General features: G+C 67.8%; 16 protein-coding genes and 1 tRNA gene. 8 read left to right on the plus strand and 9 right to left on the minus strand.

From position 1 onward, the window contains the following. Nucleotide 1 precedes the first annotated feature (1 nt). Nucleotides 2-574 carry a CGNR zinc finger domain-containing protein gene (locus ACWDS7_RS15270; RefSeq protein WP_451929786.1) on the plus strand — a complete coding sequence of 191 codons (573 nt, stop codon included), beginning with the start codon at nt 2-4 and terminating at the stop codon, nt 572-574. Between the two features lie 79 nt (nt 575-653). On the opposite strand, the gene ACWDS7_RS15275 is transcribed toward ACWDS7_RS15270, so the two are convergent. The 3 genes from ACWDS7_RS15275 to ACWDS7_RS15285 all read right to left on the minus strand — a co-directional run bounded on the left by ACWDS7_RS15275 (nt 654) and on the right by ACWDS7_RS15285 (nt 3,252). Further along, nucleotides 654-1,793 (minus strand): diaminopropionate ammonia-lyase, encoded by a 1,140-nt coding sequence (locus ACWDS7_RS15275; RefSeq protein ID WP_451929787.1) that lies wholly within the window; start codon nt 1,791-1,793, stop codon nt 654-656. Nucleotides 1,794-1,902: 109 nt separating this feature from the next. Further along, complete coding sequence (locus ACWDS7_RS15280) at nt 1,903-2,295, minus strand: Cpe/LpqF family protein (RefSeq protein WP_451929788.1); 393 nt, start codon at nt 2,293-2,295, stop codon at nt 1,903-1,905. Nucleotides 2,296-2,397: 102 nt separating this feature from the next. Continuing rightward, the gene (locus ACWDS7_RS15285) at nt 2,398-3,252 is read right to left on the minus strand and encodes a hypothetical protein (RefSeq protein WP_451929789.1); all 855 of its coding nucleotides are present in this window, start codon (nt 3,250-3,252) and stop codon (nt 2,398-2,400) included. Nucleotides 3,253-4,012: 760 nt separating this feature from the next. Between ACWDS7_RS15285 and ACWDS7_RS15290 the strand changes: the two genes are divergently transcribed. Then, nucleotides 4,013-4,324, plus strand: coding sequence for a DUF6342 family protein (locus tag ACWDS7_RS15290; RefSeq protein WP_306861947.1), 312 nt, complete (start codon nt 4,013-4,015; stop codon nt 4,322-4,324). A gap of 1,399 nt (nt 4,325-5,723) precedes the next feature. On the opposite strand, the gene ACWDS7_RS15295 is transcribed toward ACWDS7_RS15290, so the two are convergent. Both ACWDS7_RS15295 and ACWDS7_RS15300 read right to left on the minus strand, forming a co-directional pair. After that, nucleotides 5,724-6,704 carry a CU044_5270 family protein gene (locus tag ACWDS7_RS15295; RefSeq protein WP_451929790.1) on the minus strand — a complete coding sequence of 327 codons (981 nt, stop codon included), beginning with the start codon at nt 6,702-6,704 and terminating at the stop codon, nt 5,724-5,726. Further along, nucleotides 6,697-7,287: an RNA polymerase sigma factor gene (locus ACWDS7_RS15300; RefSeq protein ID WP_451929791.1), complete on the minus strand. Its 591-nt coding sequence runs from the start codon at nt 7,285-7,287 to the stop codon at nt 6,697-6,699. Before ACWDS7_RS15300 ends, ACWDS7_RS15295 begins: the two co-directional genes overlap by 8 nt. A 414-nt stretch (nt 7,288-7,701) precedes the next feature. Here ACWDS7_RS15300 and ACWDS7_RS15305 point away from each other — a divergent pair, with 414 nt between their 5' ends. After that, entirely contained in the window at nt 7,702-8,070 is a 369-nt protein-coding gene (locus ACWDS7_RS15305) for a hypothetical protein (protein WP_451929792.1), read from the plus strand. A gap of 699 nt (nt 8,071-8,769) precedes the next feature. Further along, the gene (locus ACWDS7_RS15310; protein WP_451929793.1) at nt 8,770-8,904 is read left to right on the plus strand and encodes a hypothetical protein; all 135 of its coding nucleotides are present in this window, start codon (nt 8,770-8,772) and stop codon (nt 8,902-8,904) included. Nucleotides 8,905-8,979: 75 nt separating this feature from the next. Here the strand turns inward: ACWDS7_RS15310 and ACWDS7_RS15315 are convergent. Further along, nucleotides 8,980-9,069: transfer RNA gene (locus ACWDS7_RS15315), tRNA-Ser, on the minus strand. Between the two features lie 286 nt (nt 9,070-9,355). Then, nucleotides 9,356-9,916, minus strand: a complete 561-nt coding sequence (locus ACWDS7_RS15320; RefSeq protein WP_306861935.1) for a YceI family protein — start codon at nt 9,914-9,916, stop codon at nt 9,356-9,358. Between the two features lie 102 nt (nt 9,917-10,018). Between ACWDS7_RS15320 and ACWDS7_RS15325 the strand changes: the two genes are divergently transcribed. Next, the gene (locus tag ACWDS7_RS15325; RefSeq protein WP_306861933.1) at nt 10,019-10,498 is read left to right on the plus strand and encodes a MarR family winged helix-turn-helix transcriptional regulator; all 480 of its coding nucleotides are present in this window, start codon (nt 10,019-10,021) and stop codon (nt 10,496-10,498) included. A 271-nt stretch (nt 10,499-10,769) separates the two neighbouring features. Here the strand turns inward: ACWDS7_RS15325 and ACWDS7_RS15330 are convergent, their stop codons facing one another. Then, a complete protein-coding gene (locus ACWDS7_RS15330; protein ID WP_306861931.1) occupies nt 10,770-11,381 on the minus strand; it encodes a SigE family RNA polymerase sigma factor in 612 nt (203 codons plus the stop codon). A 217-nt stretch (nt 11,382-11,598) separates the two neighbouring features. Here ACWDS7_RS15330 and ACWDS7_RS15335 point away from each other — a divergent pair, with 217 nt between their 5' ends. Both ACWDS7_RS15335 and ACWDS7_RS15340 read left to right on the plus strand, forming a co-directional pair. Beyond that, nucleotides 11,599-12,549 carry a hypothetical protein gene (locus ACWDS7_RS15335; protein ID WP_306861930.1) on the plus strand — a complete coding sequence of 317 codons (951 nt, stop codon included), beginning with the start codon at nt 11,599-11,601 and terminating at the stop codon, nt 12,547-12,549. Between the two features lie 5 nt (nt 12,550-12,554). Then, entirely contained in the window at nt 12,555-13,400 is an 846-nt protein-coding gene (locus ACWDS7_RS15340) for a MauE/DoxX family redox-associated membrane protein (RefSeq protein ID WP_451929794.1), read from the plus strand. A 113-nt stretch (nt 13,401-13,513) separates the two neighbouring features. On the opposite strand, the gene ACWDS7_RS15345 is transcribed toward ACWDS7_RS15340, so the two are convergent. Then, a complete protein-coding gene (locus tag ACWDS7_RS15345) occupies nt 13,514-14,695 on the minus strand; it encodes an AAA family ATPase (RefSeq protein WP_451929795.1) in 1,182 nt (393 codons plus the stop codon). Nucleotides 14,696-15,145: 450 nt separating this feature from the next. Here ACWDS7_RS15345 and ACWDS7_RS15350 point away from each other — a divergent pair. Further along, nucleotides 15,146-15,804: M15 family metallopeptidase (locus ACWDS7_RS15350; protein WP_451929796.1), on the plus strand; the 659-nt coding region annotated here is incomplete at its 3' end.

Raw genomic sequence — 15,804 nt, forward strand, 5'->3', positions numbered from 1 at the left:
CATGACGAGAACGCGGCCACTGCTGGGCGAGCCCCTGGCGCTGGACCTGGTCAACACCGCCTGGGTGGAGCAGGGCGCCTGGGTGGACTTCTTCGACGATTTCGGCGGGACGGAGTCCTGGCTCGCCGAGCACGGCCTGCCCGGCGACGCCGAGCAGGCGAGGGAGCCCCTGGTCATGGCGCGCCAGGCGCTACGGACCGTCCTGAGCGACAGGCTGCGGACCACCCTGAGTGACGGGGAGGAGCGGCCCGGCGCCACGTCCGGCGAGGGGGAGGCCCTGCTCGACGCCGTCCTCGAGCACGGTTCACGGCGGCCCCGGTTGCGGGGCGCGCAGCCGTACGAGGAGATCGTCGTCGACCATCCGTCCTGGCACGCGGCCTGGCTGGCGGCGGCCGACCTCGTCCGCCTGATGGGCGAGCGTCCCGAACGGATCCGTAAATGCTCCAACCCCGCGTGCGTGCTCTGGTTCTACGACACCAGCAAGAACGGCAGTCGCCGCTGGTGCTCCATGGAGACCTGCGGCAACCGCGCGAAGAGCAACCGGTTCCAGAAACGCCACAGGTCCCTGGACTGACGGTGCAGCCCGCTGGAGTTCGGCGGAGACCACCGTCGCCGCCGACCGCGCCGTAACGCCGGCGCCCCGGGGCGGGCAGTCAGAGAGCGCCTTCGGTCCCCACGACGAGAACGCTGGAGCCGGGTCCCAGCTCCAGCGCGGCACGCGTGTCCTGGTCCAGGGAGAGCAGACCGGCCGCGCCGGCGGCGCCGCAGGCCGAGACCCGCACGCCCTCGGCCGCCAGGAGCCTCGCGGCGGCCTCGGCCTGCCCGTCGGTGACGGTGACGAAGGCGTCGGCCAGCCGGGACAGCAGCCGCCAGGCCAGCAGGGACGGCTCCCGGCAGTCCAGCCGCCCGAGCCGGGTCCGTCCGCCGTCGACCCGCGTCGGCCTGCCCGCGCGGGCGCTCGCCAGCAGGCACGGAGCGGCCTGCGGTTCGACGACGACGACCCTGGGCCCCTCACCCCAGCGGTCGCGTACGTACCCGGCGGCCGCGGCCGCCAGCCCGCCCACGCCCGCCTGGACGAAGACGTGCGTAGGCGCCTCACCTGCCTCGCCCGTCTCGCCCAGTTCACCCAGTTCGCCTATCTCGTCGAACAGGACGGTGTAGCCGCGCATGATGTCGAGGGGGACGGTGGTGTAGCCGTCCCACGAGCTGTCGGAGACCAGCCGCCAGCCGTGGCGTCCGGCCGCCTCCAGGGCCGTGGCCATGCTCTCCTCGTAGTCGCTCCCTCCGCGCCGCACCTCCGCGCCGAGGGAGCGCAGCCGGTGGGCGAACTGCTCGGGGACGTCCTCGCTGAGGAACACGATCGGCCTGCCACCAAGCCCGCGCACCGCGGCCGTCACGGACAGCCCGTGGTTGCCGGCGCTGGCGCAGACGAACGGGGTGCGCGCGGCGACCTCCCGCAACCGCTCCTCGGCGGGCCCTGGGCCATGGTCCCCCTCCGTCCCCGTCCCCGCCTCGGCCTCGGCCTCGGTCCGCACCAGCCGGGCGACGGCGTACATGCCGCCCAGGGCCTTGAAGCTGCCCAGCCCCATGCGCCCGCTCTCGTCCTTGACCCGGATCGAGGCGACGCCCGCCGTACCGGCCAGCGCGGGGAGGGGGCGCAGCGGGGTGCGGCCGTAGGCGGGATGACCGCGGAAGAAGGAGCGGGCCCGCACGGCGTGATCGACGCCGATCAGCTCGCGCTCCCTCGCGGTGTAGGTCTCTCGTCCCGTGTTCAGCCAGCTCCGCTTCTCCATGGCGGAAATGCTAGAGAGCGGCGGACGCAGATGCCCTGATCGAGCGCCGAGATCATACGGCCGAGTCCGGGGCCGTTGCCACCGGCACCGCCGCCGCCCCCCCGTGCCGCTACTTGGGGTCGAAGAGCAAGTAGTCGATCTTTCCGTCCGCATCGACAGAGATCTTCGTGCCGTACTTCTGCCCCAGGGGAATGGATGTCAGCCCGACCAGCTCCGTCGGTCTGATGCCGCTCAGTTCGTCCACCGCCAGCCGCTTCAGGCTCTGGGCGATCTCATTGAACTTCCGCGGAGGAATCTCCTTGAGGAAGTCCTGGCTCAGATGCTCGTTCAGCTCGCTCTCGGCAAGGGGAGCGCGATTCACGGCATCCAGATACCACCGCAGCTGCTTGCCCACCGGGCTGTCGGGGATCGCGACCCCCTTGCCGCCGTCAGCACTCGCGCATCCTGTCGGCAGTACGGCGAGCAGTACGAGAAGAGCGGCCAGTGTCCGGGACCGTCGCACCCATGACTCCTTGGGATCAGATAGTTGGGGCGAAATGCTACCGATCAATCTTTCCCGGACCATGAACGTCTACTACCTCCGGTCGCGCTTCTCCTTTCCCCTTCACGATCCGAGGACCCCGGAGGACGGATGACAACCACAACCCCGGCAGTGCTCGGACAGCAGAAAGGCCCTCCCGAAGTTCTGGGAGAGGGCCTCTGATCTGCGGAGGCTCGGGGATTTGAACCCCGGATGGGCGGTAAACCCAAACCGCGTCAGCGGCTCTGATCCTGCCTGTCCCGATCGGTTCCACCTGGACCAATAGGCGCGGCCGGTCCGTCTGGAACGGCGTGGCACGACGGTGGATCGCAACTGGAACTGCAACCAGGAACCGGCTGCTCCGGGTGGGATGATCTCGGTGATGCGCGCCGTACCGGCCGGGGGCCGTATCTCGTGCATGGTGATCACATCGCCCGGCTTCACGTGCCGCCAGTGCTCGAACGTCAGCGGTAGCAGTCTCACCCGCCCGCACTCCCCCGGCTCCAAGGGGTCGCGGCCCTCGACCCAGAGCATGGCGATGCTGAGCAGGGGGTCACCCCCGGGCGTGAGACGGCCGATGTCCCACATGGGCCGGAGCACTACGTCAGGAGGCACAGGTCTCGTCCGGCCTCCCTCCTCGGGGCTCATGAGGTGAAGCTCGGCGAGAACTGCGCCGCTGCGAACCTCACAGCCTCGCCATCCGTACCACTCGGCGTCCTTGTGGAGCCACAGCAGACGGGCGGTGTCGGCCAGCAGGTCCCAGAACTCCGGCGACTGAAGATGCGCGTCGCCGAGTTCTTCAAGAAGGAGGAGGGCTGTCTCCCAGTCATCGCGCTCCAGGTGCTCCAGCACGTCGGCCACACCGACGCCGGCCTCGGTCCGGATGTCGGCAGGGCAGAGCCGAGCAGCCTTCAGGAGGAAGGAATCCTGGAGATCCACGCTCTGATCGTGCCCGACCACGGGCCGGCCCTCAGCTCAGGCGCCTCCTGATCCGTAGGTCCCCAAACGATGACCGGGATCGTTCAGAGCCGTTCGCCGTGCTGCCTGCCGGAGCTCCGATTGTTCAAGGCTGTCGGCAGTTCATGATCACCTACCCGGGCGGCTCCCACGATGACTCCCGGAAGCCCAGCGGATCACCTGCTTGCAAAGACGTAAGCCGATCATGATTGGTCTGCGTCTTTGCTGCTGGGGCCACCGATCGCGTTCCCCCTGAGTCCCTGCCGCTCCCCCTTGATCACCGCTCCATCGGGCACGCAACGGGCACGGTGGCCGATTCGGCGGGTACGGCCGGGACACTTGACCGGCGAGGAGGAGCCTCCGAAGGGTATTGGGCGTCTCCGGAACCACCTCATCGGCAGCCCGTGCCGGCCTCCATCGCGGCACCTATCAGCGGCGAGGAGTGTCAGGTCGCAGCGCGAACGCGCGCACCTCCCCGCCCGGACCAATGATCATCCCGGAGCCGGAGTGCCCCCGCCGGAGGCGTCTCGACTCCGCACTCGACGCCTTGCCCCACTCATCACATTCGGACAAATAGCAGATAAGGGAATTTAACGCCTCAGATTTATATTAGGTGGCCCAATTTTCATATTTAGGAAGTGCCTGGAAGAACTCTAGAAAATCTCTTAAGAACCACATATCCTTCGCTGTGGCACGATCCATAAGGGTCGTTCTCAAACGGGGAGAAACGAAGGGAGTCGACATGCCGGATATCGACCTTGGGGTGGCCACCGACTGGGATGAAGGTGACACCCACGGCCGAATCAAGCTGCGCCAGAACCAGATCTACCCGTCCTCTCCGAAGAAGGACGTGCTCATAAGCTCACCGGTGAGCATCGAGTTTTCGGTGAACACAAACCTTTCCACCTCTCAGGAGGCGGACAAGATTTACTTCACGACCCACCACGGGTCGCAGAAGAAGATCATCGCGATCCTGGACTCCAGCGGGAACCTCCACATCGCCGGCCAGGTGAAGACGGGCCAAACGAACATGACCTACGAAACGGGCATGTAGCGCCTCGTGGTGCGTGGGCACTGGTCCGTCGGCTGGCACAGCCTCGACCGGGCGACGGCCAGCGCGGCCGATAGCGTCCGCCAGGACGACAAAATGCTCACGCCCGGCAGCGACGCACCAGTGCCTGTGTGCGACACCTGATCGAGGCCGGCGGAGTTCCCGTCGGCCCCGATCAGTAGGAAATGGCTACCTCTGCTCGGATAGGGCCCGCCGCCTCGAAGAGGCGTGTTGTGTCCATCGCAAGGTGTCGAGCAGTTGTTGACGCGGAAGGTGATTGCACTCCGAATGCTCATCTCCGCAAGATCTCGATAGATTTGCACCATCAGCGTCAAAGTACATCGAAATGGTCAAGCTAATTGGATGGCACGCCCGCTTCTTTAGCCTCCTGAGGGAACTCCCGGGCTGCTCCTGCTGAAGTCGTCGAAATCGACGTCTCCGCCAGCCGTTCGAAAGTTGTCGCTCAGCCCATCCGTCGCTATTTCGCGGGTGCCCTGATCCTCACCGGTGCGGTGAGAGGTGGCACCGCTGGCCCTGCAAGAAGAAGTGCAGTAATCACGGGCACAACCCCAGCTGTGAGGAGGACTGCAAGAAGCAGGGGCACACCTGCTTCAAGAGGACCTGCCTCAAGGACTGTACGAGCCACGCCGACAGGTGCCCGGAACGTACGGGTGGGGGCGTCGTCTTCCGGCAGCGCAAGGGCAGGAGCAAGCTCACCCTTCAGTGCCCTCCCGAGCTCCTCGCACTATTCGCTCCTCGCACTATTCAAGGTGCACCACAAGCTCCAGGCCGCGGACCGACTCAAGACGGGGGATCGCTGGGAGGATCACGACCTCGTGTTCGCCACCCGGTACGGCGGTCCGATCGAACGCACCGAGGACTGGAAGATTCAGAAGAGGGGAGTTCTGGGAGTTCACGACCCGATTGTTCCTGGTGAGAGCTCAGCAACGGACTAACGCCTTCGTGATCGGCACCTTCTGATCCGTAGATCCCCGAACGATGTCCAAGGCCATTCAGGATCGTTCGCCGCGCTGGCTGTCAGTCGCCCCGCTGTTCAGGTTCGTTCGGCTCAGTTCATGATCGTCCACCCCGGTGGCTCCCAACGTGGCTCCCGCAACAAACGGATGAAAGCGGAGCGGGACTCTGGCTGCGCGATGCTTCGTGGCCTGCGGTGGAACACACATGCGATCGGACCAAGCCGCCTCCATTCCGCATGCTCAGGCCCGAAATCCTGTACGCCAGTAGCCTCGATCATCAGCCTGGGAACCCGCGACGACGCTATTACGCCAAGCCCGGCGCCCCTGTGCATGCCGTCCACCGTCCTGGCTCATGCGGTCGCGCACGACGAACAGGCCCCAAGCCGGCCCTCATCTTTGCGTGCTTCCCATCCACGGGTGAGCGCTCAGCCCCGCTGACCGGGACGTTCCACGATCACCGACGTCAGCAATGCCGTGCTCCACACCGCTCCCTTGCGGGCGGTGGGCTCGTCGCTGCCAGGCATGAACGCATCGCGCAGCCAGACGGTCCGAGTTCCCAGGTAGCGGTAGGTGGCCGGATCCAGGATCTTGTATTCGCGGAAGGGCCGCGTATCGCCGGCGCGCTCCAGCCAGAGGCCCAGCCCACTGCGACCGGCGGCGTCGCTCACGCCCTGCTCGATCCGGACGCCGGGAATGAGCGCCAGAGCGCGGAACATGGCCGCCTCCAGCCGCGGTGGCATCGTGCCGTACCTGCTCAGATAGAGCATGATCACGCGATAGGCGCGGGCGTCGGCGGGTTCGACGCTCTTGGGCACCCCCTCCTCGCGGGCTCCCTCGATCCAGTGACGATCACCTGTGATCTTGGCCAGCAGCTTCCTCGGGTCAGTGGGCAGCTTGCGTAGCCTGGCGTCGTACTGCTGCGGCGACAGGTCGTCATCGCCGGGATCCAGCGGGTTGTGTTCCTTACCGACGGTGAGCTGGCCGTCCTCGCCGAAGCTGGCGGCCTGCCTGCCGTCATAGCGCAGCCATTGTTCCTGGGTCTTGGTCGTCTCTGAGTTCGGCTGCTTGTCCAGGGTCTTGGTGTAGTGCCACTGGGTCGGCAGCGGCACCTGGGCGCTCCTACGCCTGCTCGCCACATCGGCGGCGCGGACCAGCACCACGTTGGAGTCGAGCCGAATGACTGAGGGTGTAGCCGCTGGCCCCGGAGCAGGCGGTTGCGGCCATAGGGTGGCCACGGCGACCGAGGCGGCGGCCCCCAGCGCCCCGATCGCAAGCAGGCGACGCCCCACTGATCGCCTGCGCCCCCGTATCCGCTTCAGCAGCCGCCGGCGCTCCGAGATGATCCACTCATGGCCGGGCTCGGGGACCTTGGCACGCCACTCGTGCAACGATCGCAGGTCATCCATCGAAAGACTCCTCTCGGGTCATCGCGGGGTCGTGTCCGCCGAGCGCCTGGCGTGTCCTCGTCCTGGCTCGGTTCAGGCGGGATCTGACAGTGCCGATCGGGATATCCAGTGCACGGGCCACGTCCTGATATGACATGTCGGCCCAGGCCACGAGTAACAGCACCTCCCGATCACCGGGTGACAGCTTTGCCAGCGCCGCCGCCAGCCCGGCCTGCTGTGCGGCGACCCGGTCATCGACACGCTCGGCGTACGGCTCGGCGATCTCGTCGATGCCGCTGCGGACCAGCGCCCGGTAGAACCGAACCTCCACACGTCTGTGCCGGCTGATGAGCCGAGCGGTGATGCCGTACAGCCAAGGCCGTGCGTCAGAATGGCTCATGTCATAGCGGCCACGGCGCCGAAAAGCGGCCAGAAAGGCGTCGGAGACGATGTCGTCGGCAAGAGAGGGGCCCAGCCGCCGGGCAACGTAACGCCGTAACGCGGGCGCGTGCCTGTCGAACAGGTCGGCGAAGGACTCCGGGTCGTGCTCCGACCGCCGTATCAGCTCGGCGTCGTCAGCCCTACCGGATTCGTCATCGGTCACATGGTGCTCCCATCCCTGAGCGGTGGTTCACCAGCTTTCGCCCGAAGGGTCGGCACGAGTTCGTGTCAGGGGATGTGATCTGCGTCACGCAGCGATCAGATCGCGACGCGGCCCGCGACATCTGATCGGAAGGTTCCCAAACGATGTCCAGGGCCGTTCAGGCCAGTTCGCCGCGCAGGTCGCGAACGATCCGCCTGTTCACATCAGTCCAGCTCGGTCCGGGGTCGTATGGCCCGTTGGCTCCCAAGTTGGCTCCCAGAACCGGAGTGCCGACGATTTTACAGCGCGTGACCGTTACGGCGGACGCATGGCCTTCTACCTGGGGCGGAGCGATACAAGCACGCCGCCCTCCTCATGATCATTGCACGTATATTGCATGGCACCGGAAGACTGTGCTGTGCGTACGCTGCCCTCGTGGACAGAGAGACGCTCGTTCAGCTCCTGGACAACGCAGGCGAAGCAGGCCGTGCATGCCGTCGGGCGCTCATGGCTGGGGCGTCCTTCGAGATTTGGCCGGACCCGGTCGAGGTGCTCCCCCTGACCAAGATCTACCAGCGTCGCGCGCGCCTTACCCGCCGGATGGACATCCCGTCCCTCGGCTTTGACGAGGCGGTCACACAGCTCTGCTCCTATGGGCTTCAGCACCTCATCCTCGGCATCGTCAAGAGCACCGAGTCCGACTATCGCTTTCAGCTCTTCCTGTCTCCCGACGCGTCACGCGTGGTGGCTTGCCTCGGCGTCAACAAGCAGCGTGCGCGCTCGGCATGCACCGCCCCTGACTGATCATCCCGGAGCTGGCGGCCCCCGCCGGAGGCATTGCTTGGTTGCGTGATGAAGCGGGAGGATCGGCGGCATGGATGTGCGGCGATCTTTTTGGTATCAGCTTGGGTCTGCGTGCACCTTCATCTTCTGCGGGTGGAGCGGGGCTGGTGCGGTGTTCGGGCTCTCTGGGTTTCGCGGGCCCATGCCGGATGCTTGGCTGACAGGACTGTGGGTGTTTCTCTCTCTGAGTATTCTGCTCAAGCTTGTTGCCGGAGTCGTATATCTGGTGCGAAAGCGAACTGCTCAGGATGTGAAGGATGGCCCAGTCGTTGGGTGACCGATCGCAGGGATACCCGGACCGGCTTATTGGCTAGAGAAGCGTGTGCGGCGGCTCGACTGGCCGGTTGTGGCGCCAGACGGATCGGCCGTGGGTAGCGGCGGCGTGTCGGCGGTCGGCGCGTTGGCTGGCTGCGGCGCGGCAGCCGTACGGCGATGCCCCGCGCGACGCCCGCGCCGTGACCGGCCCCCAGGTCGCAGCGCGGCGCGGGGACGTCGACGCGGGGCATACGGCGGCGCGGCGCGCCGCTGCCCCGACCTTGAGCCGCTGACCCGCAGCGAGGACTACAAGGCGTGGAAGGCGCTCCTGAAGCGGGCCGGTGTCCGTGACGCTCGGCTCCACGACGCCCGGCACACGGCCGGCACGCTCCTGTGGAACAGGGTGTGCATATCCGTGTGGTTCAGGAGATCCTCGGCCACGCGCGGGTGACCACGACGGAGCGCTACACCCACGTGGCCGGCGCGCTGATGCAGGACGCGAGCACGCGCATGGGGGCCGCTCTCTGGGGCGACGGGTGACAACTGCAACCCCGGCAGTGTTCAGGCAGCAGAAAGGCCCTCTCCCGAGGTTTCGGGAGAGGGCCTCTTGATCTGCGGAGGCTCGGGGATTTGAACCCCGGATGGGCGGTAAACCCAAACCGCATTAGCAGTGCGGCGCCATAGACCTGACTAGGCGAAGCCTCCTGGTTGCCGTGTGGCTCAGCACAGAGTACCGGCCATCCGCCAAGGCAGCAAAGCGGCCACCGGTCGCGTCGCCGAGAACGGGACCGGTGAAGTTATCCACCATCTGTGGATAACTTGCTCCACAACTGTGGACAGAGTCAAGTCTTCGCAGCTCGACACGGTGGATATCTTGTGGATTCTCGTAGTGCGAGACACGGATTCTCAACCGGCGGACACAGCAGGGACTCCCTCCCCGCCCACACCGGAGGCGGGGACACGGGGAGGGAGTCCGAGTAGATCACGGGGATCAGACGGGGTTGGCCTCGCCCTCGATCTCGATCTTGATCTTCTTGCCGACCAGGACGCCGCCGGTCTCCAGGGCCTGGTTCCAGGTCAGGCCGAAGTCCTCACGGTTGATCTCGGTGGTGATGGAGAAGCCCCACAGTTCCTGGCCCCACGGGTTGGTGCCGGCGCCGCCGTACTCGACGGTGAGCTCGACCTGCTTGGTGACGTCGCGGATGGTGAGGTCGCCCAGGACGGTGAACTCGCCGCCGGAGTAGCCGACCACACGGGTGCTGCGGAAGGTGAGCTCGGGGAACTTCTCCGCCGAAAGGAAGTCGTCGCTGCGCAGGTGGCCGTCACGGTCGGCGGAGCCGGTGGTGATGCTCTCCGTCTTGATCGTGAGCTCGGCGGAGGAGTCGAGAGGGTTCTCGGCGATGGTGACGGTCCCGGAGAACTCTCCGAAGTTGCCGCGGACCTTGCTCACCATCATGTGCTTGGCCATGAAGCCGATCCGGGTGTGGGCGACGTCGATGGCGAAGGTTCCGGGGGCCGGAATCTGCAGGTCTTCCCAGGTCCGAGTGCTCATGTCTACTCCCGATCGAGATGCTTGCCGTGAGGATGTTTGCGACAACAGATTTCTACACGAGGAATATTCCGCACGTCAACTATCGTCGGATACAGTGTGGACGTGACCCTGTTTGACGATTCCCGACTGACCGCCATGGGCCTGCTGGCCGAGGCCCACACCGGCCTGTCCGCGAAGATGCACCTGTCCTTCTCAGCGGCGGGACTCTCAGACATCGACTTCGAGACCCTGATCCGGCTGGCGCGCTCACCCGGCCAGCGCCTGCGCATGAGCGATCTGGCCGCGCAGACCAGCCTGTCCACCAGCGGGGTGACCAGGGTCGTGGACCGGCTGGAGCGCGAGGGGCTGGTGGCGAGGCAGGCGTGTGCCAGCGACCGCCGGACCTCCTACGCGACCATCACCGAGGCGGGCACCGACCGGCTCGGCGCCGTGCTCCCCCAGCACCTGGCGGACATCGAGACCTGGTTCACCGGCCTGCTCACCCCCGAGCAGCTCAGTACCTTCCTCGCCACGCTCAGGATCATCCGCGACGCCGTACGGCCGTGCGCCACGGCGGGGGCGGAGCTCACAGCGTCCGGATGACGGAGGGCGCACAGCGTCCGGATGGCAGAGGGCGGCACACAGCGTCCGGCCGACGGGAGCCCCCGTCCGGACGGCGCCGGATGACGGGAGTTCCCCTCGGCCGCTGAATGACGGGAGCTCCTCTCGGCCGCCATCGGGCGGGGAGACTCCCTCATCCCCACTCGGGCAGGTGAAGTCCCCGTCCGATCCGCCCTCGGGCAGGTGAAGTCCCCGTCCGATCCGCCCTCGGACAGGTGAAGTCCCCGTCCGCCGTCGCGCGGCACCCGCGGATCTAGCGCTGGGCCTGCGTCTCCATCTGCCGCTGCTCCGGGATCGTGAGGTCACCGCGGAGCTTGGCCATCGCCCGCGAGACCGTGCTCTTGACCGTGCCGACGCTGATCCCCAGAGTCTTGGCGATCTCCGGTTCGGTCATGTCCTCGTAGTAGCGCAGCATGACCGCGGCCCGCATGCGGGCCGGCAGCCGCTCCAGAGCCTGCTCCACCCGCTCGGGCAGATAGCCGTGACCGTGGCCGCCCACCAGAACCGGCTCGGGGATCTCCTCTGATGGATACTCCTCCAGCTTGCGCCGCCGCCACCAGGAGATGTTGATGTTGATCATCGCTCGGCGCACGTAGGCGTCCAGGGCCGCGCGGTCCTGGATGCGGTCCCAGGCGAGGTACGTCTTGACCAGCGCCGCCTGGAGCAGGTCCTCGGCGTCGCTGGGCTGCCCGGTGAGCTGGTGGGCGGCGCGTAGCAGCGCGGGACCGCGAGCAACGACGTACTCGCGGAACTCCTCGTGGGTCCCGCCGGTCACCGCGATCACCAGCCCGTGGTCAGGGTGCGTCTCGTGGCCAGAATCGCAGCCGGAGCCCATAATTCGGCTGAACCGGAACCTATATTTCATCCCCTCAACGGCAAAAACAGCCCAGCCCCGTGATCACCGAGCCGCGGGACATTGGGTGCGGGTTTGCCCCAATGTGGGGGACAACGCGTTGCACCAGGGATGGGAATTTTGATACGTGGTCGGACACCTGCCGGAGTTATTGGCGCAAGCGGACGGCGGGACCCCGGCAGGCATGTGACGCTAACGGGGAAACCTCGGCGAAACATGGGGAGTGGCGATGCCGTACCGCAGCGTTGACCGCCGCCGCGTACTGGCCGCGGCCGCGCTCGGCCGGACCCTGGAGGAGCCGGGGGCGGTCTCCGACGACGGCGAGCTCCTCCAGGCGGTCACCGGTGAGATCCTCGACGTCAGCCCGCACCTGATAGTCGTCGACACCCCCGAAGGCCGTGAGGAGCGGCTCGTCATCGCGCCGTGGGCGACGGCCTGGCGCGGCGAGGCCGTCGCCCCGGCCGACCTGCCGCTGGGCACCCATGTGGTCATCAGGGCGCTCCGGTCCGGCCGGGTGGTGGACCGGATCTGGGCCGACATCACCCGGATCACCGGCGTGATCCAGTCCATCGGCTCCGGCTCCCGGGACCGCACCATGGAGCTGTACTGCGGGCCGCACCGGGGACGGCGCACGGTCGTCATCCCCTACCGCGCCTCGGGGCGGCTGCGGGTCCGGCACCCGCAGTTCGAGCCCGGCTACCTGTTCGACGCCATCGGGGTCCGTGAGGACGGCGTGGCCCAGGCCCGGCTGCCGGCGACCTCGCAGCCGCCCTACCGGTGGACGGCGGTGCCGCAGCCGCCCCCCGGCTACAGCGGTGTGCAGTCACGGATCTCCGGCACCGCCACCTGGTCGGACGCCTTCGACTGCGACGAGTCGGGGGCGGCCTACCCCATGTTGGAGCGCTCCGACGCCGACTGCGAGGACGCCGGGGTGTCCTGCGCGGGCCTGCCCTACCTCGCGCTGGGCTCGACGCTCAACGTGCGCAACGTGTGCGCCGGGCGCACCTCGGTCCTGCCCGTCGTGGCCTGCGGCTGTCTGGCCGGCCGGTTCTGCGACCGGTGCCTGGAGTGCGGCACCTCCCCGCGGGGCCGGATCGTGGAGCTGTCGGCGACCGCCTTCGTGGAGCTCGGCGGCGACCTGACCAGAGGGTGCTTCAACGCCCGGGTCGGATTGGGGTGACAGGGATGCTGACGACGATCGCCGCCGCGCAACTGCCGGTGCTGGGCGCGCTGCTGGCCGCGGGCGCACTGGCCAAGGTGCGGACCGTGGTGAGCGAGTCCGAGCCGGGCGCGCTGAGCAGGCTCGGGCCGGCGGTGCTGGTGGCCGACCGCTGGCGCGCGCCCGCCATGCTCGGCTGCGCGGCCGTGGAGGCGGTCCTGCTGGTCGGCCTGGCGGTGACCGGCCATCCCCTGTTCCGGTGGGGCACGGCCGCCTTCTTCGCCGTGTCGACCTACGTCCTGTGGGAGCTGCGCCGCCGCCGCCCGGACGTGGGCTGCGGCTGCTTCGGCGAGGTCAGCGCCATCCCGGTGGGGCTGCGCTCGCTGGGGCGCACCATGACGCTGACCGCCATGGCCGTGGGCACGGTCTGGACTCCGCCGGTCTCCGGCTGGTCGACACTTGCCAGCATCACCTGGCACCAGATCGCGGCCGCGGCCGGCGGGCTGCTGGTGCTCGCCGCCCTCTCGCCGGAGATCGAGGAGGCCGCGGCCCGGCTCCGGCACCGTGCCCCCTGCGAGCAGCGCCCGCTGGATCCGGCGACGGCGCTCAACCGGCTCCGTTCGAGCACCGCCTGGCGGGCGCACGAGGGACTCCTGTCGAGCACGGACCCGGTCGACAGCTGGCGGGAGCTCTGCTGGCGGTTCTTCGTCTATCCGGGACGCAGCCATACCGGGGACCCGGCGGACGTGGTCTTCGCGGTCTATCTGAGCGGGCGCCATCCGGCGGTGCGGGTGGCGATGGTCGGCGCCGACGGGCGGCAGATCGAGATCGGCTCTCTGCGGGAATCTATCCCCGTATCGGCCGGGCACTAGAGAGCCCTAGATTTTCCTACCCAGCGCGATTCGGCTCTATATGGCTCTCTAGCTTCCCCACTAGAGAGCCATATAGAGGTCTAGGAGACTCTCACACTATATCGAACGTATGTTCACATGGGCTGGGAACGCAGGAACTTTCCGAAGTGCGGCACGGTGAACGCGATCAGTCCGCGCTCGGCGCTGTAGATCAGGCCCTTCTTGATGAGGCTGTCGCGGGCCGGGGAGAGGCTGGACGGCTTGCGGCCGAGCCCCTCGGCCACCTCTGCGGTGGCCACGGGCTCGTCGCCGATGGAGGCCATCGCGTGCATGTAGTCACGCTCGGCCGGGGTGGCCCGCTCGTAACGGCTGCCGAAGAAACCGACCGCGAGCTCCTCCTCGGCCTCCGGCGCCGAGACCCTGATGTCGTCGACGGTGATCGGGCTGCGCAGCGCCAGATCCCAGGCGACCTTGCCGTATGCCTGGACGAAGTAGGGGTAGCCGTCGGCGGCCTCGTAGAGCGCGTCGAGGGCCTCCTGGGTGAACGCCACGCCCTCGCTCTCGGCCGGGGCGATGAGCGCCAGATCGGCCGCCTCGCGGTCGAGCCGGTCGATCCTGGCGTAGCGGAAGAGCCGCTCGGAGTAGCTCTTGCTGGCCGACAGGACGCTGGGCAGGTGGGGCAGGCCGGCGCCCACCACGATCAGCGGGCCGCCGCTCTGGGAGAGCTCGTGGCAGGCCGCGCAGAGCGCCGAGACGTCGGGGGTCTGCACGTCCTGCATCTCGTCGATGAACAGGGCGATGCCGACGCCGAGGTCGGTGGCCACCCCGGCCGCGTCGACGAACAGCTCGGTGAGGTCGATCTCCAGGTCTCCGGAGTCGGCCCGGCCCCGGCTCGCGGGCACGTCGATCCCGGGCGACCAGTGCGAGGTGCCCTTGGCCGCCGACGGATCGCGCATCGCGAACGCCTTGAGCACGCCGAGGAACTCCTCGATGCGCTCGGGCGCCCGGTGCCGGGGCGCCAGCTCACGGATCGCCAGGTGCAGGGCGGCGGCCACGGGACGCCGGATCGACTGGTCGGGCCGCGCCTCGATCTTCCCCGTCCCCCACAGCCGCTGCATGGCCATCGACTTGAAGGTGTTGAGGAGGACGGTCTTGCCGACACCGCGCAGACCGGTGACGACCATGCTGCGCTCCGGGCGGCCACGCGCCACCCGCTCCAGGACGATTTCGAACTGCTGAAGCTCGCGGTCGCGCCCGGCGAGCTCTGGGGGACGCTGCCCCGCACCGGGGGCGTAGGGATTGCGCACGGGGTCCACGCTCTCGGACTTTATGACGGGATATAGCGGCCGACGTAGATTTCCGTAGAAAGCGCTACGGCGTGTCGCGCGATGCCGGACGGAACCCCGCAGAACAGGAGCATGTGCCGTCGGCCGCGCCGCGAGCGTCGCCATGACATCACTCCTCACCTGCGGAGACATCGTCCGAACCCGTGTTCGATCCGGTGCCTCAGACTGTAGCGCGGCTTCGAACACAGGACCGAGATTTCCCGGAGAAAGCTCAGCTAAAGAATGTCGGCGCCCCGCCGACATGGATCAAACCGGGACGGAAGCCATCAGGGTCCGGGCCGCCACCGCCTCTTATGACTTTCCGGGCCGCCACCGCCTCTTATAACTTGAGGTAGCCGGTCAAATACAATGGAGGCTTGTCTCTGTCGGTTGGATGGCGAGTCGGCTGTGGGGTGGCAACAGGTGAGCAGCTCTCCGTTGATGACACGCGTCCGGGCGGCCGCCGCGCTGGCCGTCGGCTGTCTGGCGGCGGCCGCGTGCAGCGCGACCGCCACCTCGCAGCCCGCACAGCCCGCGCAGCCCACCTCGACCCTCACCCCGGCGCCCGCGCCGCCGACCCCCTCGACCAGGCCGACCACCTCCAGCCCGTCCCCCGCCGCGAGCCCGACCTCGACCGCCCCGCCGAAGTTCTCCGCCAAGGTGACCAAGGTCGCCCGTGAGCGGCTCCGGCACTCCTGGCGGCCCGGTTGCCCGGTCCCCGTCGGCGACCTGCGGCTGATCACGATGACCTACTGGGGCTTCGACGACCGGCCGCACACCGGCGAGCTGGTGGTGAACAAGAGCGCGGCCGACGACATCGTCACGGTCTTCAGGCGCCTGTACGACTGGCGCTGGCCGATCCGCAGGATGGAGCTCGTCGACGTCTACAAGGGCGACGACTTCGACTCGATCGACGCCGACAACACCTCGGCCTTCAACTGCCGCCCGGCGACCGGGTCCAGCAACTGGTCCCAGCACGCCTACGGCAGGGCGGTCGACATCAACCCCCGGGAGAACCCCTACCTGTCCTCCGACGGCTCGGTGGCGCACAAGAACGCCCGCAAGTTCGCCAGGCGCCCTATCGACGCGCCCGGCGTGAT

This window comes from Streptosporangium sp. NPDC003464 (assembly GCF_053588315.1).